A 26,096-nucleotide genomic window follows, 5' to 3' on the forward strand; every position below is an offset into this window, starting at 1 on the left:
CTTTCACTTTTTACTTCATTCATTTTAACATAGATGATTTAGGAGAAGCGAAATGCGAACGCTTGCTTCAATGCGCCACTTGAAATCACCTAGCTTGAATTCCAGATTTTTTTCACTTAATGTGAAGGGATAGGAGTGTGATGGAATTGAAAAAAAGACGAATTGGTACCTCGGATCTTTTGGTGAGCGAGGCAGCACTAGGATGTATGTCCCTTGGAACGGAAAAAGGAAAAGCGCTCTCTTTATTAGATGAGGCTATAGACCTTGGAATTAATTATTTGGATACAGCCGATTTATATGATTTTGGGACAAATGAAGAAATTGTCGGGGAGGCTATTAAAAACAGGCGGCAAGATTTGATTTTGGCCACAAAAGGCGGCAACCGCTTTGAAAAAGGCAAATCTGACTGGGACTGGGACCCTTCAAAGGCGTACATAAAAAAGGCCGTGAAACAAAGCCTCAAGCGGCTGCAAACAGATTATATTGATTTATACCAACTGCACGGAGGCACGATAGATGATCCTATCGATGAGACGATTGAGGCTTTTGAAGAATTAGTGGAAGAAGGCGTTATTCGCTATTATGGCATCTCTTCTATCCGTCCAAACGTCATTAAAGAATACGCCAAAAAATCCAACATCGTCAGTGTGATGATGCAATATAGTTTACTCGACCGCCGTCCAGAGGAATGGTTCTCTCTTCTTGAAGAACAAGGCATTAGTGTCGTCGCAAGAGGACCTTTAGCAAAAGGGCTTTTAACTGAAAAACCACTTTCGCAAGCAAGTGCAGCGATTCAAAAAAACGGCTATCTTCAATATTCATTTGACGAGCTCCAGCAGGTCATTCCTTCTTTAAAGAAAGTCGCTTATGACCTATCATTCACAGAGCTGTCCATTCAATATTTGCTTAAGCATTCTGCGGTCAGTTCCGTTGTATTTGGCGCAAGCTCGGTGGAACAATTAAAAGAAAATGTAGCAGCGGCAAATGCACGTTCTTTAAGTGACCAAGAAGTAAAAGCATTGACTTACTATACAAAACCATCTGTGTATGAGGCGCACCGGTTTAAATAACATAAAAAGAGATCGCTTTATGTGATCTCTTTTTTATCGTGTTTTTCTCTATTAAAAATGAGAAGGGGCTAAAAGCCCCTGTACTCTTATCTATTTGCACTTTCATAATACGCATAATTTCCGGCTTTGCCTTTAAGGTGAAATGTAGTACCAAAACGTTGAAAATTATTTGCAAATACGCCATTATCTGAATGCATACATAATCGATTACCTCCACCTTTAAAAGGAGTTACAGAACAATCAACAATTGTAGTCACCGACGTACGAAAATCCGCTTCCTTTGAATCATTTGTAGCAAGAGCTTGTCCAAAAACAGGTAAAAGCAATCCTAAAGATAAAGCAACTCCAGTCATTGTTCTTGGGATTTAGTTTTAAATCATATTTTCACGAAGCTGAAATGAAGTGAAATTCGAAGGAGTCAGAAGAGTCTGCTCTCAAATCACCTATGTTTTGAACAAGTTCATTTCGTGTTGATCAATCTCAATGATGACATGAAAAAAAGGAGCATCAGAGCTCCTTTTTTTTAGCTTTTATATTTTCTCCAGTCCAAATGACTTTCATCTAGCAGCTCGGAGAAGCTTTTATTTTTTTCTTTTTCTTTCTGCTGCCTAAGGAGGTCTTGTCGTTTTTGTTCTTCTCTTTTTTCTGTCTGGGCGGCAAGGTTCTGCTTCATTTGAAGAAGCTGCTGTTTGAGATCCTCGTTTATACCGTCCTTTAATTTCGCTTGTTCTTGATTGGTCTTTTTCATCGTGCCTCTCTCCTTTTGTCCTAAGTGTATCATCCGTTTTATTTGCTGAGCAAGAGTCACGCCAATCTCCCAACATGTGGTATGATCGTCATAGGAAAAACTTCGGAAAGGAAGAATCAGCTGGATGAAGAAATGGATCGCTATACTTGCCTTGATATTATGTCCGCTCGCTGCAATCGGCATTTTTTTCACCAATAAAATGATGTATATTCGAAAATTAACAGATGAAGAGCTCATCAAAAGAGAATCAGATGAAGGACACTATCATCACGAAGAGTTTCAACAGCTTAAAAAAGAGAAAGTGTGTATTCCTTCAGCATTTGGTTATGATCTTCATGGCTATTTTGTGCCGCACCCACATCCACATACAACACGCACCATCGTACTTTGTCATGGCGTCACAGTCAGTTTGATTAATTCCGTTAAGTATATGAAATTATTCCAAAAGCTCGGATGGAATGTGATGCTTTATGATCATAGAAGACATGGAATGAGCGGCGGGAAAACCACGAGTTATGGATACTACGAAAAAGAAGATTTAGCGCAGGTCGCGAAGTGGCTCAGACAAAGACTCGGGGAAAATGCCATTATCGGCATACATGGAGAATCAATGGGTGCAGTCACGACTTTGTTATATGCTGCAAAGCCGGAAGCAAGCGCCAATTTTTACATAGCTGACTGTCCTTTTGCTTCTTTTGAGGATCAGCTTCTCTATCGATTAAAAACAGATTTTCGTCTTTCAGGGCAATGGATTCTTCCACTAAGTGATCGAGTGTTAAAATGGCGGGATGGATACAGCATTCGGCAAGTTTCACCGCTGGATGTGATCGATCAGGTGAAAGAACCTGTGCTTTTTATCCATAGTCTTCATGATGACTATATTCCATGCGAGCAGAGTCAGCAGCTATATGCTCGAAAAAAAGGTGATAAACAGCTATTTATAGCGCCGCACGGGGCACATGCGATGTCTTTTAGCGAAAATAAGGCAGCTTATGAACAAGAAGTTCAAGGATTTCTTCAACAATTTGAATCGAATGAAGATAAAAGAGGAGAATGAACAGCGGTTCGTCTCCTCTTTTTGAGCTAACTTATGCGATAGTCACCACTGTTGTATGATGTCTGCCCGCCAGCTCCATATGGCTCTCTTCCGATTGCTGCTGACTCATGACCGATAATCCTGCAGTTGCTGCCAATAAAAGAACTATCAAACTCGTTTTCATATAAATGACCCCCATTTTGAATTTTTGATATGGCTTGAATCTTCCTTTCGTAAAACCGTGTAGATGCTTCATACAGTCCAAGCTCATTGTAATAATGAGCCGCATCAAGTGCCAATTCCTCAATATCTGGGTATAAGCGCTTGTCCTCGAGCAGGTCTAATGTATCGTCTATGATCGTTATTTCTGCATCAACGTATAATGCTTTTAAGAACTGAAATTTGCAGATGTAAATTTCATCTTCTAATTCACAGGCTTTCATAATACCTTGTTGATAGAGGGTTAACGACTCTTCTATTTGTTTTTGTTTAAACAGGATTTGGGTCAGCATAAATAGTGGGTCTAGAGAGCGATTAAGATGGGTTAAATTCTCCTTTTCAAACACTTCAAGAGAGTCTTTCAGATAACGGCTTGCTTCCGCAAGATCGTTCATTTGGTAATAACAGTTACCTAAGTTGAAAAGGGCCGAACCTATGACTCGAGGGTTTCCAATTGAGCGTGCTCGATTTAGAGCATTTTTAAAGTAGGGTAATGCATGTTCATAGCATTTCAAATCATCATAGTTTGCACCGATGACAAATTCACAGTGGATGATTCTCAGCGTGTACGTTCTGTAGGCAGAGTACGTATCTAACGCTTGCAAGGCATAGTGCATCGAAAAGTGGGTTTGTTTCATGTGGTAGTATATTTCAGCTAATTTAAAGTAAAATTCTGCTCTTTCTATATCATCTGATATAAGATTGAGCTTTTTTTCTGCTGAACGGTAATAAGCAATGGCACTTAAATAGTTTTGCTGTTCAAACTCAAACATTCCTGTGAAAAAATGAACATAGTATTCAAGCATGTCCGTTAATTTCGTTTGCGAATGTTCGATCGTTTCTAGCAGGTTCTTAATTTCTTCATCATTTGAGGCTTTCTTTGCCGGTTCAAAATATTCAAGCATCACCTTATGGCGAAAATCCATCAGCTGGTAAAACAGCAACAAGTTTTGATCCTGTTCCATCTCCAGAATTTCCTGCTCGATCTCGGCCTTCAGCTTCTCTGCTTTCATGACATGAAATCCGCAAATCTGCCTATACCATTCGTTTATTTTGATTCCAACCTGAGGCGATGACAGCTTGAGCTTCAATTCACTTTAGCACCTCCCTTCTCATATACGATACATGTTGTATTCTATCACATTCCCTCGAATGGAAGAAATATGAAATGTCATTTTTCGCAAAGTTTTCGGTATCCCGCAATAAACGCTTTCATTGCCTATTTTTCGGCATTTATAACCACGGTTTTTTCATTTCTATTTTTCACATTTTGTCGAATTGGTTGTTATAAAACGGTTTTTTTGCGTTTTAAAAGATCATTTTTCAGATTAGACATCCCTGCTGTTTGATGAGATGATGAAGGCACGAAAAAAACCCTTTTGTCAAAAAAGGGCTTTTATAATACATCTGTTACCTGTTCCATATTCTCTTTGATCCAATTGACAGCTAATTCGAGCGTTGGAAATTCTTCCGTTTCAAATGTGACTTCATCTTGAAGAAGCCAAACGTCCTTTTTCACCGAATCCATTCCACCTATTGACCAGTGCAAAAGGGTATAGGGATGATTGTTATTTAAAAACGACACCCATGTTTTATTTTGTGCCGTGTTTTGTATCACTCTAAGCTTCTGATCCACTACGTTTCCACCTTACTTTACAAGTATGCCCATTCTTGGACTGAGTATTTGCTGAGGACTTTTCAGCATCAATGTATTGGCTTTTTCATTAAAATCGATGGTCATTTCCTCATCAAAAAATACCTTCTGTGCAATGTGTATATATAGTTTTAAATGTTGGCTATTATTCAGTTGTTCCCATTCACCTGTTCTTTCACTTGTTAACCAAAGCATTGGTACGCCACTCACTGCACAGCCACAACCTTCTGAATCGTAGCGAAGCAGTAATTCCTTAGTTTCGTTTCCTATTTGCTGTTTTTCTATATATGTTTTAGCCAGTTCTGTGATGTGAATATACATGGCGAACATCCTTTTTAAATTGATGCTTACATTGTAACACATAAAACACCATAAAACATGACACACGACTAAATCCGAAAGTCATATTCTTTGAAATACACGCTCTTCTCACTAGGATTATATCTATCTATTGGCTCTTTTCGCTTCTTGTTTTTTAGAATTATACTTATGACGCTACCAATTTTAAAAGAATAAACAGGAGGTTTTAGATCGTGAAAAAAAGATTATCTCTCTGCTTCATCGGGGCACTGATATTTATGTTGAGTTTCGCTGTGCCAAACATGAAAGCGGCATCTGTCCTTGATGAAGTACGAGAAAGCTATGCGACTTATACGGGATCTGGTTACTCAGGGGGCTCCGCATTATTAGATCCTATTCCATCTGACATGAAAATTACGGCTTTAAATCCTCATGACTATAACTATAAAGGGGTAAATGCGGCACTTGCAGGTGCTTACCTTGAAGTAAAGGGTCCAAAAGGAAAAACCGTTGTGTATGTAACCGATAAATATCCAGAAGGAGCAAAAGGAGCTCTTGATCTTTCTCCTAATGCCTTTGCCAAAATCGGTAATATGGCAGATGGAAAAATCCCAATTAGTTGGAAAATTGTAAAAGCACCGATTAGCGGAAATGTAGCTTACAGAATAAAAGAAGGCAGCAGTGAGTGGTGGGCTGCGATTCAAGTGCGCAATCATAAATATCCGATTATGAAAATGGAATATTACAAAGATGGACAATGGGTGAACATGGAAAAGACAGACTACAACCATTTCCTTGGATTTAATATGGGGTCTAAATCTCTTCCTGTTCGAATCACAGATATCCGCGGGGTCATCGTAAAGGATAAATTACCCGCTCTTCCATCTACTGCTGCTTCACAGGCCTATATTGTAAAAGGCAATGTTCAGCTTCCTAATTAACGAGGAAAAGAGGTAGCTTATTTAAGAGCTTCCTCTCTTCCTTCTCTATCCCAGTGATATGCCTCATTTTCTATTTCTTTTATGATTTCATTCTTTCCTGCCATATAGCTTTGTATATCTTCCGGATACTGATTTGCTAATTGTTCCTTGACAGACGCATACGCTACAGCTCGTTCTGGATGGGCCCTTAAGTAATCTCGAAACAATAAATGCCTTTTCACATCAGGGTGATTTCTCTCATAAACATGGACATGATGCGTACGATTCAAGCCACCCTTTTGAAAAAAACGTCTCCCTTTTATGCCATTTTCACCTAGCGCTTGATATCCAAGATGTTCAAAGCTCTCTCTTTTTCTATCGATCTCTTTTATATGACTTACTTCTATTAAGATATCAATAATTGGTTTGGCAACAAGCCCTTCAACTGACGTACTACCAATATGATGTCCTTCTATCCAGTTCTTTTGAATGATTTGCTTGAGTTGCTGCTTTTCTTGATGGAATTCTTCATGCCACTCTTTTTTGAATTCGACAACCTCAACCTTTCGCCTTGGTCTCCATTTCATTTTTGATAAGGTGAGCTCTTTTACAACATGAATCACATCTGTTTCAAGAAATCCTAACTTTTCGTATAGCCTTTTTGCAGGGGTGTTTTTTTGCCCTGTGGTCAGTTCTATAGGGACATTTTTCTCCATAATTGTGGACATAAGTCTTGTTCCAATACCCTGCTTTAGCACTTTTGGATGTACAGCCAATCGACTAATGATCAAATAATCTTTCTGCTCTTCATAAGATGCAACACCTAGTAAGATTCCCTTTTGCTCAAAACCAATAAATTGCTCTTTTGCTTTCATTACATCTTGAATGGTCTCTTTTAATGGCGGGAGATCGGCATAGCCAATTTGTTCAGCTTCTTGTTGGTATGCAGCTAGTTGAATATGTAAGATCTGCTTTGCTACATCACTTATTGTTTGATCTAAATTGACAATCATTGCATTGCCTCTAATTTTTTCACAAATAAAACACGATCTTCATTTATTCCATCATAGTCTGAAAACACGGAGATTCCTTCTACAGTTTTGTCCCCTTTTTCAATTTGAAAGCCCAATTTTGCATGATAGGCAATCGATACTTTATTTACAGGTGCTGTTACCGCTTTAATGGTTGTTCTTCCTTCCTGTTTTGCCACATCATAAAAGGCTTGATATAGGACTTTTCCTATCTTTAATTTCCGATGGTCTGGATGTACACCTACAAAATGAATATACGCTTCATCTGAATGAGATTGCGATAAAAAACCGACTAAAAAGCCAATAAGTTCACCTTTTTCAACGACGACAAAACTTGTTTGCTGAAAATGTTCAAAAAATAGCTTCGGCAATTTTGCGCGCAAATCTCTGCCTCCCCACCAGCTTTGGATGACGGATGTGACGGCGTAAAAATCTGACGGCTTCACTTGACGTATCATGATGACCTCGCCCCTTTTCATTTTTGGCTTACCGCTCTCTTTTTTTAAAAAAACTGTTGTTTCAATAGTCTACCTGTTCGATTAATTGTTTGTAAAGATCACGTGTCAGCCTTTTTTCCTTTCAGCTTTGTTGATTCTTCGTTCTTTCGCCGTCATCTCCTTTTAAATCTTCACACTTATTTCAAAAAGTTCACTTTTTGTGCGAAAGTTTCATTCTTTTGGTATGTTAAGATGGTTCATATAGGAAATGTAACAAATGTTTATTGGAGATGATGATATTGGTTTGGATTGTTACTTCACTTGTTGTGTTTAGTCTTTTAAAGCTTCTTGTCACTTCGCTGCCTTCTGGTGTTGTGGAACGCCTTTTTAGTCGTTATGCGGTGCATGCAAAAGTAACAAGTGATCAAACAACGATCATGTTTGAAGATCGTCCGCTCAATGATCAGCAAGTATCTGAAATTATTCAACATTTTAATGATGCGATCTTTATTGAACGCTATTATATTTATCCTGGTGATGAAGAGCGTTTTCTTCATCCGCAGGAAGGGCCGGCGCCGCTTACCATGCAAACAAAGCTTGGCAAACATGATGTGACCCTTTATCTGTATCATTACGATGACCACGTGGATGTGGTGCGGCAGTTTACACATAAGCCTAAGAAAAAACTGACGGCCTATCGTTTGCGTTCTGAGCCGCTCCAAACATCTCACAACTTGGCACATGCTTAAAATAATGTTGCATCAAATGAGACGAAGTGGAAGACACTTCGTCTTTTTTGTATGGATTTACACTCTTTTCTTTGAATGATTTACCAGTATCAATTTCGCCTCCTGACGGTTACAATATAAACGGAACATATGTTCTAAGAGGTGAAAATAATGAATGAACGAGCCATTCTGCTTGTGGATATGCAATCGTTTTATGCGTCAGTCGAAAAAGTGGAGGCTCCCCACTTGAAGGATGTGCCGCTCATCGTCTCTGGAGATCCTGAGCGGCGGAGCGGGGTCGTACTTGCCGCCTGCCCGCTCGCTAAAAAACGAGGCGTACAAAATGCATCAAGATTATGGGAAGCGCAGGAGAAATGCCCCGAAGCTGTCGTCGTACGCCCCCGTATGCAGCGCTATCTTGATATCTCTGTCATGATAACAGAGCTGCTCGAACAATACACAGATCTTGTCGAACCCTATTCAATTGATGAACAATTTCTTGATATTACAGGCAGTCTGACACTACTCGGTTCTCCCCGCGAGATCGCTCAAAATATACAAACAACCATTATGAACCAGACTGGCATTTACGCACGTGTTGGCATCGGTCCTAATAAAGTGCTCGCTAAAATGGCCTGTGACCATTTTGCTAAAAAAAACACATCTGGTATCTATGAACTTCGTACAGACAGTGTTGCGGCTGATTTATGGCCGCTTCCGATTGGAAAATTATTTGGCGTCGGCAAACGAATGGAGCACCATTTAAAACGAATGGGCATCAGTACCATTGGGACGCTTGCTGCTTATCCGTTAGACCGGCTTAAAAAACGCTGGGGAATCAACGGAGAGCTTTTGCAGCGAACAGCTTTAGGGCATGATCCCTCTCCGGTCACCATTCACACACATGATCAGCAAAAAGCGGTTGGACATCATATGACTCTTCCCCATGATTATGCGTCTTTTGAGGATATCAAAGTCGCTCTTCTTGAATTGAGTGAAGAAGTGGCAAGACGTGCACGCTTTAAGCATTATCTTGGGCAAACAGTGTCTGTTGGCGTGAGAGGCGCTGATTTTTCTCATCCGACTGGATTTCATAGACAAATCAAGCTTCATTCACCTACACAGTACGGGACAGATATTGCAGACGCAGCCATTCAGCTATGCAAGCAGCACTGGGATGGCCAGCCCATTCGCAGTGTGGGGATTACTCTCTCACAGCTGCAGTCTGACAGCCAATATCAGCTGACTTTATTTGATCACCATGTTCAAAAAGACAAACTCAGCAAAGTATTTGATGCGATCCACATGAAGTATGGACCTGCTGCCCTGCTGCACGCTTCGTCACTGACAAGCGCAGGGCAGGCGTATCACCGCGCCGAAAAAATTGGCGGACATTACAAATAACGGAGGCGAACAGCCATGAATCCCAATAAATTAACACCTGGATACAACCTCATGTGGGAATCAAGCCGAATGATGCTTCCAGAGCACCGGGAGCAGCTGCTTGCTCAAAAACGGAAGAAAAAAGAGTACACCCCTCCCCCGCTGAGCACCGATCAGCTGGAGGAAATGAATTTTTTGATCACACAGTCGATTACCGAGGATCAAGCGATTTACGTGACATATGCCGCAGCAGGTATGAAAGAGCAGTTTTGGGGCTGGGTAAAAGCCATTCATTATGAAACGCAGCGCATAAAAATCGTCAATGATGAGGATGTTCTCAACCTGTCCTTGCAGCAAATCGTCGCGATCGACCTTGATTAAATTTTCGCCAAATGACCGCGCGAATCAGTGACATAGAAGCACTGGCAGCAAAAAGCAAACCTCCAAATGGCGAGCCAATCTTGCTTCTTTGCCATATGGCAGATGTCTCCTCCATCAAATTGTGTATTTAATTTGCACAATTTTTCATGTATGATTGGAACATCTTACAAACTCAGGGGAGAAACAGCATGAAAAATAACTTACGTACGTTACATCCGCTTAGTTGGACGATCATCATCGGCACCATATTTGGCCGAATGGCGACGTCCATGAGCATTCCTTTTTTGGCCGTTTATTTGACACAAGTCAAAGGCGCCTCAGCGTCTTCTGCTGGATTAATCATTGCCGTTAGCTCTCTGATTGGGATCGTTGCGAGTTTTTACGGCGGATATATTTCTGATCGTATCGGCAGAAAAAAGGTAATGCTTCTATCGATCTTCGGTTGGTCACTTGTCTTTGTTGGCTTTGCATTTGCAGATGCCATTTGGGTCTTCTTTATCATGAACGCTTTAAACGGACTGTGCCGGGCACTGTTTGAACCAACATCTAAGGCGCTCTTATCTGATGTCACCCCATCAAGTATTCGGTTGTTTGTGTTTAATTTACGGTATACAGCCATTAACATAGGGGTCATCTTCGGTCCTCTGCTTGGCTTATATCTCGGGTCATCGAAAACAACGTTCCCATTTCTCGTTGCTGCCTTCATTTACTTGTTATACGGATTAACGCTGGTCTGGCAATTTCAGAAACATCCAGTTGCTGCTCCAGAAAGCACGAAACAAATTGGTGTCAAAAAAGCCCTTTCCATTATCCAAAAAGATACGGTCTTTAGCATTATCCTCATCGGCGTGACCTTATGTTCGTTCGGGTATTCGCATTTGAGCTCAACGCTGCCTCAATATTTATCCGCTTCACCTATGATTGAGGATGGTCCGAAACTGTTTGGATACCTTTTATCTTTAAATGCAGTTGTTGTCATTGTCGTACAATATCCGCTCATCATGATCGCCAAGCGCTACTCCACCATTTTGTCGCTGACCACTGGGAATATTCTTCTTGCCGGCAGTTTGTTTGCTATTGCTTTTTCACAGAGTCTCGGCATGCTTGCTTTCATCATTGTCGTGTTTACAATTGGAGAGGTTCTGCTGTTTGCGATGATGGATCTTTTTGTAGACAATGTGGCAAAGCCAGAAGTAAAGGGATCGTACTTTGGTGCGATGGGATTTTCTCAGCTCGGCAGCGTCATCGGACCATTTGTCGGCGGACTGTGCATTGACTATTTTGGCGCAGCCCATCCCTTCTCCATTTTTTCAGTCTTGTCGATGGTCACCATCGCAGGTGTCCCGTTCTTACTCATTGGATACTACCGCCTGAAAAAGCGATCCGCAGCTGCGGTCGCTGTTAAAGTCAGTGGAGATCATTAAAAAAACCGCTCTCGTTTGAGCGGTTTTCCTTTATACTCGGCGGATAGCAATCTCTTCCACCTTATGCTGATCACCTTTTTTCAAAATGAGATCGGCTCGATATTTTGTCGGTAAAATATTTTGATATAAATTAGGGCGATTGACGGTATTCCAAATCGTGCTTGCCATGTGATCTGCCTCTTCATCCGTCAAATCTTTGTATTGATGAAAGAAGGATTCAGGGTCTTGGAAAGCTGTTTCCCTTAGCAAACGGAACCGTTCTTTATACCATGATTGAATTTGCGTTTCAGCAGCATCTACATAAATCGAAAAATCAAAGAAATCTGATACAAACACACGCGGTTCATCCTTCAGATCATCCAGCGCTGGTGATTGCAGCACATTGATTCCTTCAATGATGACAATATCGGCATCCTCCACTGTTTCATACACCCCTTCAAGCCGGTCATAGGTCAGATGCGAATATACCGGGGCATGAACAGTTTGTTTGCCTGATTTTAATTCGTTTAAAAAAGATAACAAGGCTTTGACATCATAGCTTTCCGGGAAGCCTTTCTTTTCCATGAGTCCTCGATCCTTTAATTCTTTTTGAGGATACAAAAAGCCATCTGTTGTCACAAGACTCACTTTCAGCCCATCTCCAAGTCTCGATAAAAGCGTTTCAATGATACGAGCCGTTGTACTTTTCCCGACAGCCACACTTCCAGCAATCCCAATTAAAAAAGGGATTTTCGCATGATGCGGGTAGTTTAAAAAGGCATTCACATGCTGATTTTTTTGTTTTTCTGCAAAGACATGCAATGTCAGAAAACGAATAAGTGGTATGTAAATATCTTGAACTTCTTCAAGCGATAAATAGTCATTTAATCCTTGAAGTGCTCTCGCTTCCTCTTCTGAAACAGATACCGGCATATATTCCCCAAGAGCAGACCAAGCCTCTCTTGTATGGCGTGTATATAAAGTATTAAAATCTAGTCGCGTGTCACTCAAAGTCTTTCCCACCAATCTTCACTAAACTCGTAACCAAAAAGACGATAATCCGATTGTAGCTTAAAATGAAGGCGCTGTCTTTATTTTTCAACTAAAGTTTGCTTCTTTTGCGAAAAAAAGCATTAAAAAAAGGAAAATGAGGGTAAATAAGAGTATTCAGTTCGATAGATAGAAGGGAGCACACCAAATGAAATATGTGATGATTGGCGGAGATGCAGCAGGAATGAGCTGTGCTATGCAAATATATAGAGAGGATCCAGAGGCACATATTGTCGCTTTTGAAAAAGGAGAGATTTTCTCATATGGACAGTGCGGCCTTCCCTACTTGATCGGCGGTCTCATTGATCATCACAGCAAGCTGATTGCACGCAGCACTGAAACCTTTCGCGACAAATATGGAATTGATGCTAGATGCTTACACGACGTGACCTCCATTGACCCAAAGCAAAAAACGGTGTCAGGTCATCATACGAAAACAAAAGAACCATTTACCGAAAGCTATGACCGCCTCTTAATTGCGACAGGAGCAAGCCCCGTCACACTGGGTTTAGACAATCAGCCGCTAGAAGGCGTACACGTATTAAAAACCATTCCGCATGCGCTGTCCATTTTAGACCATTTAAAACAAAATATCACACATGTCACCATCATTGGCGGCGGGTATATCGGCTTAGAAATGGCTGAAAATTTAAAAAAGCTGGGAAAAAAAGTACATATCATTCAGCGGGGTTCAACACTAGGTCCGGGCTTTGACCCCGATATGGCAAAGCATCTGAAAGAAGAGGCGGATGCCCAAGGTATTCACGTGACACTTGGGGAAACCGTGCAGACATTAGAGGGCGAGTCACATGTAACAGCTGTTCAAACAGACAAACAAACCATTAAAACGGATATGGTCATCATGGCCATCGGCGTCACACCGCAAACATCCTTTTTAGACAAAACAGGAATCAAGCGTCTTCCAAATGGCGCCATTGTTGTAAACGAATACATGCAAACCAATGTAAAAGACATCTATGCTGCCGGGGATTGCGCAGCAACTTATCACCGCATCAAACAATCACTAGATTATATTCCGCTCGGCACAACGGCGAATAAACAAGGAAGAATCGCTGGTTTTCATATGACGGGAACAAACCGGGCGTTTCAAGGCGTGACTGGAACAGCAGTGATGAAATTTATGAGCATGACAGCGGGACGAACGGGCTTATCAGAAAAGGAAGCACAAGCAGCTGACATTCCTTATTCCACCATCACCATTGACAGTACGGATCACGCTGGATATTATCCAGATGCGCAGAAAATGAAAGTCAAACTGATTTACAGAAGTGATGACTACACCTTGCTCGGTGCCCAAATCATCGGAAGAAACGGTGTAGATAAACGGATCGATGTGATGGCAACAGCCCTTTACCAACAGCTGACCATAACAGATCTAGAAGACTTAGATATTAGCTATGCACCACCTTTTAACAGTGTGTGGGACCCGCTTCAGCAAGCGGCAAGGCGGAGATAAAAAGACGGTCACAATGGCGTCTTATCTCAAAAAAAGAAACCAGCTCACGACCGGTTTCTTTTTTGTTATTTTTTCATCATCGCTTTGCGTGCTGCTTTTTCAAATAAAAACGGGAATAATTGATACAATTTACTGCCAGCGTTCATCCATCCGGGCAGATTAATCTCTCTTTTTTTCGTCATCATAGCGGATACGACCTTCCCAGCCACCTTGTCCGCACTAAGCATCATGAATTCAACATTCTTCACATATTCACCGCTGCGATCGGCGATGGTAAAGAAGTCAGTGGCGATCGGTCCTGGATTCACCGTGGTGACGTGAATGCCGAGGTCTGCCAGCTCCATTCTAAGGCTGTTTGAAAATCCAAGGACGGCATGCTTTGATGCCGAATAAATGGCTGATTTCGGAGTGGCAATCTTTCCTGCCTGAGAAGCAATATTGATAATATGTCCCTGTCCTCTTTGTTTCATCTCTGGAATGACCTTTTTCGTGCAAGCGATTAAGCCAAACACGTTTACTTCAAACATCGACACCATTTCCTCAATGGAAGCATCTTCAACGAGATCAAACGCACCAAAACCGGCATTGTTAACCAAAATATCAACAGCCCCCACTTCTTGATATGCGCGATCAACGTCCTCAAGGTGACTGACATCTAGCTGAGCGATGTGACACACCCCGCCAGCACTCATAATCTTTTCTTTTACACCCGTCAGCTTTTCGATTCGTCTTGCTGAAATAATGATTTCTGCGCCTTCTTCTGCTGCCAAGTACGCCATTTTTTCACCAATGCCCCCAGATGCGCCTGTAATCCATATCCTCTTTCCTGTTAATCGCCCCATGCGTTTCACTCCTTAGTTTGCCCTGTAATAGAGAATTCCGTCTTTTTGCACTTCTTCAATTTGTCCAGCTTCTAAGAGGACATCCAGCTGCCCAACTGTCTCCGACATCGTTAAAAATAAGGCCTCTTCATACAGCACTGGAAATAGCTTGCGGCAAAGATGAAAGGCAGTCATTTCTTTTCGTTTGAGCAGCTGATACATCGTATTTGCCCGTTTTTCTTGTTTCTTAAATCTTTCTTCGATCAATTCATGATGAGACGTGATGAGCTCACCGTGTCCTGGATAAATCGTCTTGATTGGCAGATGCAATAATCGATTGAGTGATGCTTTATATTGAAGCAGCGATTTTTGGCGTTCCTCCCCTTCAAACGGCGCTTCCATTAACGGGTTTGAGGAAATGGTCGTCAAAAGCAGGTCTCCACCAATGAAATGGCCCGTTGTTTCATCTAGAAAGGAAAGATGAGATTGTGCATGTCCCGGTGTTTCCATCACGAAGAAGTGTTCATGCCCTTTCAACCGATCGCCTTCTTTGATGACGTCATCTACATGTGCAGTACAGGAATATGTATAAGATTGCTTCACGATTCTTTCACACTCACCTTGACGAAGCGGCACACCTAACTGCTGAAAAAAGCGCTCCATAAAAGCAATTTGACGCTCTTTAAACACAGGGTCCTGGCTAATATACGGCTCATTTAACTCGTGTCCGATCACACGGACATGAGGTTTCATCAGATTTAAAAGACCGACATGATCTGCATGATGATGGGTCAACACCACTTGATCAATATCGTCTATCGATAAACGATGCTCTTGTAATTGCGCGACAAAGGCGTGCTCCGCCTCTTCTGTCATCGGCCCGCAGTCCACTAAGGTCACGGCTTCTCCTTTTAATATATATGCATGTACATCCCCAACAGCAAACGGTGTAGGGATGGATAATTGAATGATGTCTTCTTTCACTTTTATATGTCATCTCCTGCTTTTTGACTCATGGTTCATTACAACTCAGTCTTCTTTATTCATTGTATCTTGCAAAGGGCAGACTGTCATGCGGTTTAGGTGGTCAATTTTTTTATCTGTCCCTATTGACACAAACTTGTTCATCGTTGCATAATGAACAACAAATATAAGATGCGCGATGACAAGGATTAGTAAGCAAAATAATGATGAAAGAGAGTGAGGTCCGCCGGCTGTAAGGCCTCACCGTCCTCTTATTTGCTGAACCTGCCCTTTGAGCTGTTAGGCAAACCTAAACGTTTCCCGCGTTAAGGGACTAGAGCTGAGTATGCATGTCTGCATGCTAATTGAGGGTGGTACCGCGAAAAACCTTTCGTCCTTTTCAGGCGAGAGGTTTTTTTATTTTCTACAAGGAGGAGCAGCTTATGAGTAAAATTGGATTTATTGGTGCAGGCTCGATGGCAGAGTCGATGATAAAAGGTTTATTAAAAAGCGGCATCATGTCAAATGAAGATATTATTGTCACAAACAAAACGAATGAAAAACGTCTAGAAGAATTAAAGGTGCGTTATGGGGTCAAAACGGATTTCTCTCGTTCTTTTATTTATGAAGAAGCGGATATTCTCGTATTTGCTTTAAAACCGAAAGATGCGGAAAGCGGGATATCTGATGTGCGGCCTCATTTACATGGGCAGCTGATCATTTCGATTTTAGCTGGCATCTCCATTGAAACGATTCAGCACTATGCTGGCGAGAAGACTGCGGTGGTTCGCGCGATGCCAAATACATCAGCGGCGATTCAGCAATCAGCAACAGGCATTGCCGTAAGTCAAGAAGTGACAGAGGATCAAAAGAATAAAGCAATCGAGCTGTTTGAAACGATCGGTCATGTGACGGTATTGGATGAATCACAGCTGAATGCTGTTACAGCTATTGCAGGAAGCGGCCCTGCCTTCATTTATCATTTGATTGAAGGAATGGAGCGGGGCGCCTCGGAACTTGGGATGGACCAAGCAACAGCGAAGTTACTCATTTGCCAGATGATTGCGGGCGCCGCTAACATGCTTCAAGGCAGCGGTAAAGAACCTGCTGAACTGCGCAAAGAAATCACCAGTGAAGGCGGAACGACAGAAGCCGGCCTAAACACACTTGCTGCCTATCAATTTGAAGAGGCTGTTGTCGATTGTGTTAAATCGGCAACAAAACGCGCAGCAGAATTAAACGAAATGTTTTCAGCAAGCACGTATAAATGATAGAGAAAAGCACCTGTTTTGATGACAGGTGCTTTTTTACATACTGCTAACGTTCACTCTTTGACATAATGGCTTTAATTTGATCCAGATGATGTTGTTCATGTAAAGCGATGGTTTCAGCTAATATCTGCACTGTCATCATCCCTTCTTCAGGATGCAGACCCGATTGCTCCCATGTATCCTTTTCTAATAGATGAAGGGTCTTGCTTCTTCTCTCTTTCAATCGTTTAATCAGTGCTTTGATCTCCTGCTCGTTATACCTTTCATAGCCTCTTTCCTTCACATATATTTCAGGATCATACGATTGAAAAGGCGTCTGCTCATCTGATATCGCCTGCTCTATCCGCTCTGTCCAGACTTCTTCTGTATCATACAAATGCCCTGCGATTTGCTTGATCGACCTTGTCCTCTCCCAAAGATTGATCTAGCGTGTGCTCATCACATGTTTCCACTAGCTTTTCTAGTTCACGGATACTTTCCTGAAGCGATGTAATGATGTCTGTTTTTGTTAATTTTCCAGTTTCCATTTCATCCTCACAATCTCCCTTCAAATAAGTGTAAGTCTTATTCTTTATCATACTCTATCTAAGTCGATGGATCGTCTATTTAAAAATAAAAGCCCTATCACGATAGGGCTCTTCACACATACTCAATGTTTCTCTAACAAAGCATGAATCGCTGATTCTAGTAATTCTGGCAAAATGCCGAATGAGAACGGGATGTGCAGCCGCTCTGTCCATTTGTGCGGGTCCTTTCCTAATGGCCCCACGTTGATAACTGGAACGTAAAGTGCTCCCTTTTCTCCTTCCGGTAAAGAATAGCCTTTTTGATAAAGCGGCATATTGGTCGTGTAATGACCTACGTCCTGTTTTTCGAGCTGTAAGTAACTTAAATCAGACAATCCAGGGAAATATTTCACTTCTTCTATTTCAAGTCCATAACTCTTTTTTGCCTCTATTTGAATCCTCTTTAAAGTTGTTTGGATATGCGGATCTTCCGTTGAGGAAACCGCAGGATAAAATGGCGGACTATAAAATAGAACAATCAGCGGCCCTTCTTCCTTACAAAGCGTCGTCAGCTCAGAGACGATTTTGGTTGAAAAATCACGATCTCCAAGCTCACCTCGATTGGCGAAAGCATAGTTAACAATGCGTTCAACCTCCTGTTTACCTGAGCGTTCTGCAGCTTTTTGATACAGCTCATGATACGTGAGAACCGTAATCTTCGTATCAATCGGTGTAAAAGGTTTAAAGCGCTGAAACTCAGCTGTTTTCTGTTTGAGATTGGACTCGATTTCGTCTGCTGCTTGTTTCGCAGTGTCATAGAGAAGCCCGTGCAGTTCTTCACTTGAACGATTCATCATCAGCACATTAAATAAAGAAACAGCTGTGTGAGGTGTTTGAACGGAATAGGCTTCTTTTAAGTCCTTTTGCATCAAGTTGGTTGGCGGCGGCGTGACTTCTCCGTCTACTTCCTCACAATAATCACTATTCAGCTCTAACAGCCGGTTTAATTCAGATACCATAAAATTCGCATTTAAGCCTGAGAATGGCTCTCCTACATGTGTTTCAATTCCTTTGCAGAAAAATCCGGCAAGCACCTTCCCTATACTGCCTGTATACATATAATGGTGTTCATCACCTGGATACTTTTCAAACATGGGCTCACTGTTTAAGCACGCGGTATAGTCAAGGTCATGCTTTTCCTTAAGCTCCTTTAGTTTCGGAACAGCTTCAAGCATTCCTTGAGAATTCACTTCTTCATCAGGGACTGTGACGAGCAGGACATTTCCATGAAAGGTTTCTGTCATCGCTCTTTCCAGCATAGAAAGCTGTACAGTAAGACCTGCTTTCATATCCATGGCACCTCTTCCAAACAACCAGTCACCTGAAGCTAGATCTTCTCTTGCTCTTTTTGGGAGAAGCGCACTTTTTTGAGAAAATGACGCCATTAACTCTTCTGGCTTGCATGCCATGTTTTGAAATTCACCGTAATCTTCTGTATCGACGACATCGAAATGACTAAGCAGCAAAACGGTACGTGGCAGCGTGCTGCGCTTTACAAGCGCCGTTAAATAATACCGGCCATCTTTCATCGGATGCAAAGCCAAATGATCAGGGTTCTGCTTGAAATAAGGCCGCTCCCTCAGCAAATAATATAAATATTCAGCTAACGCGACTTCTCCAGTTGTACCCGATATGCTTTCATACTGCATAAGAGCTGTGAGCAGTTCCTTTAGTTCACTCTCTGTTTGCCATTTCATCCCTTTTCCCCCTTTGTTGTCTCTATCTCTCCATTATACAAAAACGCGTATAAAAGCTATATTCTTTGAGCACCTTTTATGACGAAAGTTTGAATGGCTGTTATAATCGGCTATACAATTCCATGAGGAGGCGAAGGTATTTGGAAACAAAACTCTTTTCACCTTGGACATTAAAAGGTGTTACACTGAAAAACCGCATCGTGATGTCCCCGATGTGTATGTATTCATCCTATGACCATGATGGGAAATTACAGCCTTTCCACTTTACACATTATATTTCCCGTGCCCAAGGTCAGGCTGGCCTGATCATGGTGGAGGCAAGTGCTGTTTCTCCCGAGGGAAGAATTAGTGATCAAGACCTCGGTATTTGGAGTGATGAGCACATTGAAGGATTTGCTTCATTAAACGAACAAATCAAAGCATACGGAACCAAGACAGCTATCCAGCTGGCTCATGCAGGGCGTAAGGCTGAACTAGGTGGTGACATCCTGGCACCATCAAGCATTCCATTTGATGAACAGTCTAAAACCCCTGCCGAGATGTCTATCGATCAAATCAAAGATACCGTTCAGGCGTTTCAGGATGCAGCTGTCCGAGCAAAAAAGGCTGGCTTTGACATCATTGAAATTCATGGGGCGCATGGCTATTTGATCAATGAATTTCTTTCACCGCTGGCAAATCATCGAACAGATGACTATGGCGGTTCACCAGAGAACCGTTATCGTTTCTTAAGAGAAGTCATCGATGCAGTCAATGAAGTATGGGGCGGTCCATTATTTGTCCGTGTGTCTGCTTCTGATTACACGACAAAAGGACTTGATATTGCAGATTACATTGGCATTGCTACATGGCTGAAGGAACAAGGTGTCGACTTAATCGATGTCAGCTCAGGCGCTGTCGTACAGGCGAAAATCAACACATTCCCTGGCTACCAAGTGACCTTCGCAGAAAAAATAAAAGAAGGTGCCGGTATTCAAACAGGGGCAGTCGGTCTGATCACATCTGGTGTACAGGCAGAGGAAATTTTACAAAATCAGCGTGCAGACTTAATCTTTATAGGCAGAGAATTTTTACGGGATCCATACTTTCCAAAAACAGCTGCTCAAGAACTTCGTACATCTATCGAAGGCCCGCGTCAATATGATCGCGCTTGGTAAAAGCTCATAGAAAAAAGATGTCTATTTTTTGAAATAGGCATCTTTTTTGTTTTTAAGAGAAACATATCAGCCTTTTGTGCCGTCTTTTAGCTAAAGAACCACTTAGAGGAGATGGAAGAATGAACTCGGCAATGATTGAAAGAATGTATCATATAGATGGACATCATTTTTATACAAAACATCGTCAAGGCAAAAGGCAAGCCACCATTATCTTTGAAGCAGGCTACGGCATTTCGGGTGATACGTGGTCGAATATGACCCGCGATATTGATCCTGAGCTTGGGGTTTTCTTATACGATCGATTAGGAAATGGAAAGAGCAGTGACAGCAGTGAAGGAAGAACATTGCATGATCTTGCAGATGATTTAGATGCGCTGCTAGAAGAAGCCAATATTCAGCCGCCCTTTCTCATTGTGGCTCACTCATTTGGCTCTCTTGTCAGCCGGTTATGGGCAAGCCGCAGAGGAGATGACGTCATTGGCATGGTGATGTTAGACCCAGCAAGTGAGGAGCAAGAACAGGTCATCCTGCCGCTTTTATCAAAGGAAGAACGCACCTCATATATGGCGCAATTCACAGCAGAATGTACGCATGAGGACTTTCAGCAAATGCTAAGTACAATGAAAGAGGAGCAAACCCATTATGGGATGATGCCGCTCCTTGTCATTTCATCAGGTAAGAGCCGATTGTTTCATCCAGCGCATGAAGCTTGGCTCAGACTTCATAAACGGATGCTGTCTTTGTCATCCCAAAGCGGATGGATTCAGGCGCAGAACAGCTCGCACTATATTCATCATGATGAACCGCATATTGTGCAGCTTGCGATCTATGATGTATGGTGCGCAGCCAAACAACCTGTTTCCTATTATCAAACAGCCAATTAAAAACAAAAACTCCTTGACTAGTTATCAGTCAAGGAGTTTTCTTTTCTTTATGCCGTTGGAGCAGACTGACTTTTTTTAGAAAGCAGCTTTTCAATGCTGACAAGCTGAACACATAATGTAAAGATGTCAATCGCTTGCTCTAGCTCTTCAAGTGTTGGGAACGTTGGCGCAATGCGAATGTTACGATCAAGCGGGTCTTTTCCATAAGGATATGTCGCGCCTGCACCTGTCATTGTAACACCTGCTTCTTTTGCCTTTTGCACAACAGCTTTTGCACAATGATCGAGCGTATTTAAACTAATGAAATATCCGCCATTTGGCTTGTGCCATTCAGCAATGTCTTTCCCGCCAAGTGTTTCATCAAGAATGGAAAGAACGAGGTCAAACTTTGGCTTAATGATCGCTGCATGTTTTTTCATATGTTCCTTCAAGCCTTCTGGATTCTTGAAGAAACGAAGATGTCTTAATTGATTGATTTTGTCTGGTCCGATCGTTTGAACCGATAATTGCTTTTGAGTGAAGCTTACATTGTCCGGGCTAGACGCCATCAGTGCAATACCTGATCCTGGGAATGTAATTTTAGAAGTAGACGCAAACATAAACACACGATTTGGGTGCCCTGCTTCCTCTACTGCTTGAAAAATATCTTTTAACGTATCAGGCGTATCAGTTAGATGATGGACTGCGTATGCATCATCCCAAAAAATGCGGAAGTCGTCTGCTTTTGTTTTCATAGAAGCGAGGCGGTCAACAACCTCATCTGAATACGTAATGCCATCTGGGTTGCTATATTTTGGTACACACCAAATGCCTTTAATCGCTTCATCTTCTGCGACCAATTTTTCTACCTGATCCATATCAGGTCCATCAGCCTTCATATCGACTGTGATCATCTCTATGTTAAATAGCTCACAAATGGCAAAGTGACGGTCATATCCTGGGCTTGGTGCAAGGAATTTTACTTTTGGCAGCTTTCCCCAAGGTGTTTTGCTGTCATATACGCCGTGAGTCATGGCACGGGCAATGGTATCGTGCATCATATTAAGGCTGGAATTACCGCCGATGATGATTTGTTCTGGCTTCAGATTGAGTACATCTGCAAAAAATGTCTTCGTTTCAGGAAGCCCTGTCAAGCCGCCATAGTTTCGCACATCTGTGCCATCTTCAGCAGTCATCGCATCCTTTGATGTCACAACATCGAGCATGCCCATAGACAAATCGAGCTGTTTTGGTGAAGGTTTTCCTCTAGACATGTCTAAGTGTAAGTTTTTACTTTTATAAGTTTCGTACTCATTTTGTAGTGCTGCATATAGGTCATTTAATTCTGCTTCACTTAACGCTGTAAAACCGCTCATCTTTGATTGTGCCTCCCGTATTCTTCATAGTTTCATTCGTCATTTGTTTTTTCTTCACCATTTTACCACTACCTGAAAAAGAGAGTCATTATAAATATCAAAAAAATCACACAACTTTTTTTGACGATTCATCCATTTTTTACAGCGTGCGGTAAATGGAAAAAGAAAAGAAATCATGTGCAGCTTCTGTCAGCGGGAATATATCGCGGGCTTCTTTCAATAGTTGTTTCAGTGCCTCTTCTCCTTGGTAACGTGCACTAATATGGGTCAAAATTAATCTTTTTGCGCCTGCTTCCTGCGCCGTTTTCGCTGCTTGTTCTGTCGTGCTGTGATAATAATTGTAGGCTAGATCAGCATCTTCTTTACCGAATGTTGCTTCATGGACTAACACATCCGCATCTTTGGCAAGCCTTGTTATATTCTCGCATAAACGGGTATCTCCTGAAAATGCAACGATTCTCCCTTTTTTAGGGGGTTCCAAATAATCGGTTCCATCAATGATTCTTCCATCTTCGAGTGTCACGGTTTCCCCATTTTTTAACTTCTGATACAAAGGTCCAGGTTTTACACCGATTTCTTTTAGGTCTTCGGCTTTTAATGCACCTGGTACATCTTTTTCCACTACCCGATAGCCGTAAGCTGGAATACCGTGAGATACTCGTCTTGCTTCTACTTGAAAGGTATCATCTTCAAATATGATCCCTTCATCTATCTCTATGATATGCAGCGGATATGTCAAATGCGTTTGTGTAGCTGAAAGTGCTGCGTTCACAAACGCTTTGATTCCCTTAGGCCCATAGATCGTTAGTTCATCCTCTCCGCCTTGAAAGGATCTGCTGCCAAGCAGTCCTGGGAGACCGTATACATGATCACCATGCATATGAGTGATAAATATTTTCTCGATCTTTCTCGGTTTAATCGTTGTATGTAATATTTGATGCTGCGTCGCTTCTCCGCAATCAAAAAGCCACACTGCTTTTCTTTCTTCTAAAAGCTTTAGCGCAGTGCAAGTGACGTTTCTAGTTTTTGCAGGAATGCCTGCACCTGTTCCTAAAAAGAGCAGTTCCATTACTTTTCCTCCTAAAGCCGGTATACAATATCTTCATTCATATAGAATACATGAAGACAAGGTAAATGTGAATTCAGCGGAATTTTCGAAAAAAGTCAAACGAGAGCAGAAAAAGTCGAATCAAATGTTTGCTTTACGAACAATGAACCTTTAAAATAAAGAAAATGTACATACAATCTCGGTTTTTACAACAATGCTACGAATAAAGTGAGGTACTTTTCGTGAATACAGAAACTAACAATCCAAAAGCAGTCATTGTCATTTTTGGCGCAACAGGAGATCTTGCCAAACGCAAGCTCTACCCTTCTATACATAGACTTTTTCATAGCGGAAAGCTTGGTGATCAATTCGCCGTCGTCGGTGTTGGACGCCGTCCGTGGTCTCATGAGGATCTCAGAGCTGTGGTGAAAGAATCTGTTTCTTCTGATGATGCAGAAGCGAAAATAGAGGAATTCAGTTCGCATTTTTATTATCACGACTTTGACGTATCGAGCCCTGCTTCCTATCAATCGCTTAACACACTTTTAGCAGGCCTTGAAGATACGTACAGTATCCCAAATAACCGGATGTTCTATTTAGCGATGGCACCGGAATTCTTCGGAACGATTGCGAAGTTCCTAAAAAGTGAAGGCGTATCAAAAACAACCGGCTGGTCAAGACTTGTCATCGAAAAACCATTTGGACATGACCTGCCAAGTGCCAAAACATTAAATGAAGAAATTCGAGATGCATTCTCTGAAGATCAAATTTATCGTATTGACCACTATCTCGGTAAACAAATGGTTCAAAACATTGAGGTCATCCGTTTTGCGAATGCCATCTTTGAACCACTTTGGACAAACCGATATATCTCAAACATTCAAATTACATCTAGTGAATCATTAGGGGTTGAAGACCGGGCTCGCTATTACGAAAGTTCAGGTGCACTAAGAGATATGGTCCAAAACCATATGCTTCAAATGGTGGCACTTTTAGCAATGGAGCCGCCAATTAAGCTGAATACAGAGGAGATCCGCAGCGAAAAACGGAAAGCATTACGCGCTCTTCGTCCTTTCTCTAAAGATGAGGTCGATCAATTCTTTGTCCGCGGACAGTATGATGCTGGTACGGTTGATGGCAGCATGGTTCCTTCCTATCTTGAAGAGCAAAATGTAGACCCGAACTCAAACACAGAAACATTCGTTGCAGGGAAGCTGCTCATTGATAACTTTAGATGGGCCGGGGTGCCGTTTTACATTCGTACAGGAAAACGATTAGAAAAGAAATCTACTCAAATTGTTGTTCAATTTAAAGACATTCCAATGAACCTGTACTATGGTAACGGAAATTCCATGCATCCAAACTTACTCGTCATTCACATTCAGCCAGATGAAGGCATTACCCTTCACCTGAACGCTCGCAAGCTTGATGGCGGCACGTTTGCGAAGCCGATTAAGCTCGACTACCAAACAAACTATAACGACATCATGAATACACCAGAAGCATATGAAAAGCTGATTCATGACTGCTTGCTAGGCGATGCAACGAACTTTGCTCACTGGGATGAAGTGGCGCTTTCTTGGAACTTTGTTGATCCGATTTCTGAAAAATGGGCAGAAAACAAAACATTAAAACCAAATTATCCTGCTGGTTCTATGGGACCAAAAGAAGCCGATCAGCTTCTAGAAAAAGACGGGTACCATTGGTGGAATATATAAAATCATATGAAAAAAGAGCAGCCTCCCTTGGGGGTTCTGCTCTTTTTTTAATGTCCTGTTTTCGTAATTTCAACCGTTGAAAAGTCGAACTTATCATAGCGGTGATGACTAAAGGAGTATTCAAATGGCCGGCCTGTGTTTAAATAAGCAACCTGCTCGACTTCTAGCACAGGATCCGTTGGGTCACAGCCTAAATATTGCTGGTCCAGCTCATCTGATTTAGCCGCTCTAATTTTCTTATGCGCTCCTGCCACTTTTAAATGGAGTTCATTTGATATGTAGCCATAGATTGATCCCAATAAAACCTCTTCATCTATGCCCTTAATGAGATTAACGGGCATAAACGTTTTCTCTAATACATATGGCTCCTCGTCCACAAGACGGAGCCGGATGATGTCGTAAATGGGTGTGGTGGAGTCAATGAATAGATGGGCTGCCACCTCTTCGCTTGGAAAATGGACATCAAAGCGAATGATTTGGGTTGTGACGTTTTTATCCGCCATGACTTTTGTGAACCCTTTATTTTCATGGCCTGATACATTGATTGCCCCTTGATTGAGCGCTGCCTTCACAATAAATGTGCCATGGCCTCTTTTTCTAAAGAGCAGACCTTCTGCTACGAGAAGATCGAGCGCACGCTTCATCGTCATTCGGCTGCATTGAAATTCAGCGGCAAGCGAGTTTTCATCTGGAATGGGTTGATCTTCTGGATAATATGCTGTTCCTATTCGTTTTCTGATTTCTTCTGAAATGAGTTCGTACTTTTTCATCTCACATCA

At 41.9% G+C, this 26,096-nt stretch carries 28 protein-coding genes and 1 other annotated feature; of the genes, 12 read left to right on the forward strand and 16 right to left on the reverse strand.

The features are described 5' to 3' along the window. The first annotated feature begins 146 nt into the window (after nucleotides 1–146). Nucleotides 147–1,070, forward strand: a complete 924-nt coding sequence (locus MKZ03_RS10435; RefSeq protein WP_307499861.1) for an aldo/keto reductase — start codon at nucleotides 147–149, stop codon at nucleotides 1,068–1,070. An 86-nt stretch (nucleotides 1,071–1,156) separates the two neighbouring features. Here MKZ03_RS10435 and MKZ03_RS10440 read toward each other — a convergent pair whose 3' ends face one another. After that, nucleotides 1,157–1,423 carry an LCI fold-containing protein gene (locus tag MKZ03_RS10440; RefSeq protein WP_341031747.1) on the reverse strand — a complete coding sequence of 89 codons (267 nt, stop codon included), beginning with the start codon at nucleotides 1,421–1,423 and terminating at the stop codon, nucleotides 1,157–1,159. A 170-nt stretch (nucleotides 1,424–1,593) separates the two neighbouring features. Further along, entirely contained in the window at nucleotides 1,594–1,818 is a 225-nt protein-coding gene (locus MKZ03_RS10445) for a YqkE family protein (RefSeq protein WP_034661172.1), read from the reverse strand. 124 nt (nucleotides 1,819–1,942) lie between these two features. Between MKZ03_RS10445 and MKZ03_RS10450 the strand changes: the two genes are divergently transcribed. Beyond that, a complete protein-coding gene (locus MKZ03_RS10450; RefSeq protein WP_334749653.1) occupies nucleotides 1,943–2,875 on the forward strand; it encodes an alpha/beta hydrolase in 933 nt (310 codons plus the stop codon). A 26-nt stretch (nucleotides 2,876–2,901) separates the two neighbouring features. Here MKZ03_RS10450 and MKZ03_RS10455 read toward each other — a convergent pair whose 3' ends face one another. The 3 genes from MKZ03_RS10455 to MKZ03_RS10465 all read right to left on the reverse strand — a co-directional run bounded on the left by MKZ03_RS10455 (nucleotide 2,902) and on the right by MKZ03_RS10465 (nucleotide 5,048). Next, a complete protein-coding gene (locus MKZ03_RS10455; protein WP_307499865.1) occupies nucleotides 2,902–4,164 on the reverse strand; it encodes a Rap family tetratricopeptide repeat protein in 1,263 nt (420 codons plus the stop codon). Between the two features lie 305 nt (nucleotides 4,165–4,469). Beyond that, entirely contained in the window at nucleotides 4,470–4,709 is a 240-nt protein-coding gene (locus tag MKZ03_RS10460) for a YqkC family protein (protein ID WP_003215790.1), read from the reverse strand. A gap of 12 nt (nucleotides 4,710–4,721) precedes the next feature. Further along, nucleotides 4,722–5,048: an iron-sulfur cluster biosynthesis family protein gene (locus MKZ03_RS10465; RefSeq protein ID WP_034661177.1), complete on the reverse strand. Its 327-nt coding sequence runs from the start codon at nucleotides 5,046–5,048 to the stop codon at nucleotides 4,722–4,724. 257 nt (nucleotides 5,049–5,305) lie between these two features. On the opposite strand from MKZ03_RS10465, the gene MKZ03_RS10470 reads away from it, so the two are divergent. Then, complete coding sequence (locus MKZ03_RS10470; RefSeq protein WP_223249902.1) at nucleotides 5,306–5,968, forward strand: expansin EXLX1 family cellulose-binding protein; 663 nt, start codon at nucleotides 5,306–5,308, stop codon at nucleotides 5,966–5,968. A 17-nt stretch (nucleotides 5,969–5,985) separates the two neighbouring features. Here the strand turns inward: MKZ03_RS10470 and MKZ03_RS10475 are convergent, their stop codons facing one another. Together MKZ03_RS10475 and MKZ03_RS10480 are read right to left on the reverse strand one after the other, a co-directional pair. After that, nucleotides 5,986–6,960, reverse strand: a complete 975-nt coding sequence (locus MKZ03_RS10475) for a bifunctional GNAT family N-acetyltransferase/GrpB family protein (RefSeq protein WP_341031750.1) — start codon at nucleotides 6,958–6,960, stop codon at nucleotides 5,986–5,988. After that, nucleotides 6,957–7,436, reverse strand: coding sequence for a GNAT family N-acetyltransferase (locus MKZ03_RS10480; protein ID WP_341031752.1), 480 nt, complete (start codon nucleotides 7,434–7,436; stop codon nucleotides 6,957–6,959). The genes MKZ03_RS10475 and MKZ03_RS10480 overlap by 4 nt, the downstream gene beginning before the upstream one ends. A 278-nt stretch (nucleotides 7,437–7,714) precedes the next feature. Here MKZ03_RS10480 and MKZ03_RS10485 point away from each other — a divergent pair, with 278 nt between their 5' ends. From MKZ03_RS10485 to MKZ03_RS10500, 4 genes are all read left to right on the forward strand, one after another. Beyond that, entirely contained in the window at nucleotides 7,715–8,164 is a 450-nt protein-coding gene (locus tag MKZ03_RS10485; RefSeq protein WP_034661187.1) for a YfmQ family protein, read from the forward strand. 150 nt (nucleotides 8,165–8,314) lie between these two features. Next, nucleotides 8,315–9,547, forward strand: coding sequence for a DNA polymerase IV (locus MKZ03_RS10490; RefSeq protein WP_034661188.1), 1,233 nt, complete (start codon nucleotides 8,315–8,317; stop codon nucleotides 9,545–9,547). 15 nt (nucleotides 9,548–9,562) lie between these two features. Further along, nucleotides 9,563–9,907 carry a YolD-like family protein gene (locus tag MKZ03_RS10495; RefSeq protein ID WP_034661189.1) on the forward strand — a complete coding sequence of 115 codons (345 nt, stop codon included), beginning with the start codon at nucleotides 9,563–9,565 and terminating at the stop codon, nucleotides 9,905–9,907. A gap of 188 nt (nucleotides 9,908–10,095) precedes the next feature. Continuing rightward, on the forward strand, nucleotides 10,096–11,331 hold the full coding sequence (locus tag MKZ03_RS10500) for an MDR family MFS transporter (protein ID WP_034661190.1): 1,236 nt from the start codon (nucleotides 10,096–10,098) through the stop codon (nucleotides 11,329–11,331). A gap of 30 nt (nucleotides 11,332–11,361) precedes the next feature. On the opposite strand, the gene coaA is transcribed toward MKZ03_RS10500, so the two are convergent. Beyond that, nucleotides 11,362–12,321, reverse strand: a complete 960-nt coding sequence (coaA, locus tag MKZ03_RS10505) for a type I pantothenate kinase (protein ID WP_034661193.1) — start codon at nucleotides 12,319–12,321, stop codon at nucleotides 11,362–11,364. Nucleotides 12,322–12,508: 187 nt separating this feature from the next. On the opposite strand from coaA, the gene MKZ03_RS10510 reads away from it, so the two are divergent. Then, complete coding sequence (locus MKZ03_RS10510) at nucleotides 12,509–13,837, forward strand: CoA-disulfide reductase (protein WP_340973245.1); 1,329 nt, start codon at nucleotides 12,509–12,511, stop codon at nucleotides 13,835–13,837. A gap of 65 nt (nucleotides 13,838–13,902) precedes the next feature. Here the strand turns inward: MKZ03_RS10510 and MKZ03_RS10515 are convergent, their stop codons facing one another. Both MKZ03_RS10515 and MKZ03_RS10520 read right to left on the reverse strand, forming a co-directional pair. Beyond that, nucleotides 13,903–14,679, reverse strand: a complete 777-nt coding sequence (locus MKZ03_RS10515; RefSeq protein ID WP_268495512.1) for an SDR family NAD(P)-dependent oxidoreductase — start codon at nucleotides 14,677–14,679, stop codon at nucleotides 13,903–13,905. Nucleotides 14,680–14,691: 12 nt separating this feature from the next. Beyond that, on the reverse strand, nucleotides 14,692–15,642 hold the full coding sequence (locus MKZ03_RS10520) for an MBL fold metallo-hydrolase (RefSeq protein ID WP_034661196.1): 951 nt from the start codon (nucleotides 15,640–15,642) through the stop codon (nucleotides 14,692–14,694). 169 nt (nucleotides 15,643–15,811) lie between these two features. Then, nucleotides 15,812–16,023, forward strand: a binding site (T-box leader). A 41-nt stretch (nucleotides 16,024–16,064) separates the two neighbouring features. Between MKZ03_RS10520 and proC the strand changes: the two genes are divergently transcribed. Further along, nucleotides 16,065–16,892 carry a pyrroline-5-carboxylate reductase gene (proC, locus tag MKZ03_RS10525; protein ID WP_034661197.1) on the forward strand — a complete coding sequence of 276 codons (828 nt, stop codon included), beginning with the start codon at nucleotides 16,065–16,067 and terminating at the stop codon, nucleotides 16,890–16,892. A 46-nt stretch (nucleotides 16,893–16,938) separates the two neighbouring features. On the opposite strand, the gene MKZ03_RS10530 is transcribed toward proC, so the two are convergent. From MKZ03_RS10530 to MKZ03_RS10540, 3 genes are all read right to left on the reverse strand, one after another. Beyond that, nucleotides 16,939–17,268, reverse strand: coding sequence for a DinB family protein (locus MKZ03_RS10530; protein WP_340973250.1), 330 nt, complete (start codon nucleotides 17,266–17,268; stop codon nucleotides 16,939–16,941). Then, on the reverse strand, nucleotides 17,261–17,419 hold the full coding sequence (locus tag MKZ03_RS10535; RefSeq protein ID WP_340973252.1) for a hypothetical protein: 159 nt from the start codon (nucleotides 17,417–17,419) through the stop codon (nucleotides 17,261–17,263). The genes MKZ03_RS10530 and MKZ03_RS10535 overlap by 8 nt, the downstream gene beginning before the upstream one ends. 122 nt (nucleotides 17,420–17,541) lie before the next feature. Next, on the reverse strand, nucleotides 17,542–19,155 hold the full coding sequence (locus MKZ03_RS10540) for a M20/M25/M40 family metallo-hydrolase (protein ID WP_334749670.1): 1,614 nt from the start codon (nucleotides 19,153–19,155) through the stop codon (nucleotides 17,542–17,544). Between the two features lie 140 nt (nucleotides 19,156–19,295). Here MKZ03_RS10540 and namA point away from each other — a divergent pair, with 140 nt between their 5' ends. Both namA and MKZ03_RS10550 read left to right on the forward strand, forming a co-directional pair. Beyond that, nucleotides 19,296–20,312: an NADPH dehydrogenase NamA gene (gene namA / locus MKZ03_RS10545; protein WP_340973256.1), complete on the forward strand. Its 1,017-nt coding sequence runs from the start codon at nucleotides 19,296–19,298 to the stop codon at nucleotides 20,310–20,312. Nucleotides 20,313–20,431: 119 nt separating this feature from the next. Continuing rightward, nucleotides 20,432–21,196, forward strand: a complete 765-nt coding sequence (locus MKZ03_RS10550) for an alpha/beta fold hydrolase (RefSeq protein WP_307499878.1) — start codon at nucleotides 20,432–20,434, stop codon at nucleotides 21,194–21,196. 47 nt (nucleotides 21,197–21,243) lie between these two features. Here MKZ03_RS10550 and MKZ03_RS10555 read toward each other — a convergent pair whose 3' ends face one another. Together MKZ03_RS10555 and rnz are read right to left on the reverse strand one after the other, a co-directional pair. Next, complete coding sequence (locus MKZ03_RS10555; RefSeq protein ID WP_066030694.1) at nucleotides 21,244–22,551, reverse strand: aminotransferase class I/II-fold pyridoxal phosphate-dependent enzyme; 1,308 nt, start codon at nucleotides 22,549–22,551, stop codon at nucleotides 21,244–21,246. Between the two features lie 139 nt (nucleotides 22,552–22,690). Then, nucleotides 22,691–23,620, reverse strand: coding sequence for a ribonuclease Z (gene rnz / locus MKZ03_RS10560; protein ID WP_341031756.1), 930 nt, complete (start codon nucleotides 23,618–23,620; stop codon nucleotides 22,691–22,693). Between the two features lie 221 nt (nucleotides 23,621–23,841). On the opposite strand from rnz, the gene zwf reads away from it, so the two are divergent. Then, nucleotides 23,842–25,317, forward strand: a complete 1,476-nt coding sequence (gene zwf / locus MKZ03_RS10565) for a glucose-6-phosphate dehydrogenase (RefSeq protein ID WP_307499880.1) — start codon at nucleotides 23,842–23,844, stop codon at nucleotides 25,315–25,317. A 47-nt stretch (nucleotides 25,318–25,364) separates the two neighbouring features. Here zwf and MKZ03_RS10570 read toward each other — a convergent pair whose 3' ends face one another. After that, nucleotides 25,365–26,087, reverse strand: a complete 723-nt coding sequence (locus tag MKZ03_RS10570) for a GntR family transcriptional regulator (RefSeq protein ID WP_334749675.1) — start codon at nucleotides 26,085–26,087, stop codon at nucleotides 25,365–25,367. Between the last annotated feature and the right edge of the window lie 9 nt (nucleotides 26,088–26,096).

Source organism: Bacillus sp. FSL R5-0431, from assembly GCF_038002985.1.
Classification (GTDB): domain Bacteria; phylum Bacillota; class Bacilli; order Bacillales; family Bacillaceae; genus Bacillus.

Coding starts and splice junctions, on each gene's coding strand:
- MKZ03_RS10515 (WP_268495512.1), bottom strand. CDS start 14,679: ATGGGGCGATTAACAGGAAAGAGGATATGGATTACAGGCGCATCTGGG.
- MKZ03_RS10540 (WP_334749670.1), bottom strand. CDS start 19,155: ATGAAATGGCAAACAGAGAGTGAACTAAAGGAACTGCTCACAGCTCTT.
- MKZ03_RS10445 (WP_034661172.1), bottom strand. CDS start 1,818: ATGAAAAAGACCAATCAAGAACAAGCGAAATTAAAGGACGGTATAAAC.
- MKZ03_RS10535 (WP_340973252.1), bottom strand. CDS start 17,419: ATGGAAACTGGAAAATTAACAAAAACAGACATCATTACATCGCTTCAG.
- MKZ03_RS10440 (WP_341031747.1), bottom strand. CDS start 1,423: ATGACTGGAGTTGCTTTATCTTTAGGATTGCTTTTACCTGTTTTTGGA.
- MKZ03_RS10555 (WP_066030694.1), bottom strand. CDS start 22,551: ATGAGCGGTTTTACAGCGTTAAGTGAAGCAGAATTAAATGACCTATAT.
- MKZ03_RS10465 (WP_034661177.1), bottom strand. CDS start 5,048: ATGTATATTCACATCACAGAACTGGCTAAAACATATATAGAAAAACAG.
- MKZ03_RS10510 (WP_340973245.1), top strand. CDS start 12,509: ATGAAATATGTGATGATTGGCGGAGATGCAGCAGGAATGAGCTGTGCT.
- MKZ03_RS10550 (WP_307499878.1), top strand. CDS start 20,432: ATGAACTCGGCAATGATTGAAAGAATGTATCATATAGATGGACATCAT.
- MKZ03_RS10475 (WP_341031750.1), bottom strand. CDS start 6,960: ATGATTGTCAATTTAGATCAAACAATAAGTGATGTAGCAAAGCAGATC.
- MKZ03_RS10570 (WP_334749675.1), bottom strand. CDS start 26,087: ATGAAAAAGTACGAACTCATTTCAGAAGAAATCAGAAAACGAATAGGA.
- proC (WP_034661197.1), top strand. CDS start 16,065: ATGAGTAAAATTGGATTTATTGGTGCAGGCTCGATGGCAGAGTCGATG.
- MKZ03_RS10490 (WP_034661188.1), top strand. CDS start 8,315: ATGAATGAACGAGCCATTCTGCTTGTGGATATGCAATCGTTTTATGCG.
- rnz (WP_341031756.1), bottom strand. CDS start 23,620: ATGGAACTGCTCTTTTTAGGAACAGGTGCAGGCATTCCTGCAAAAACT.
- MKZ03_RS10480 (WP_341031752.1), bottom strand. CDS start 7,436: ATGATACGTCAAGTGAAGCCGTCAGATTTTTACGCCGTCACATCCGTC.
- MKZ03_RS10495 (WP_034661189.1), top strand. CDS start 9,563: ATGAATCCCAATAAATTAACACCTGGATACAACCTCATGTGGGAATCA.
- MKZ03_RS10450 (WP_334749653.1), top strand. CDS start 1,943: ATGAAGAAATGGATCGCTATACTTGCCTTGATATTATGTCCGCTCGCT.
- MKZ03_RS10470 (WP_223249902.1), top strand. CDS start 5,306: ATGTTGAGTTTCGCTGTGCCAAACATGAAAGCGGCATCTGTCCTTGAT.
- MKZ03_RS10500 (WP_034661190.1), top strand. CDS start 10,096: ATGAAAAATAACTTACGTACGTTACATCCGCTTAGTTGGACGATCATC.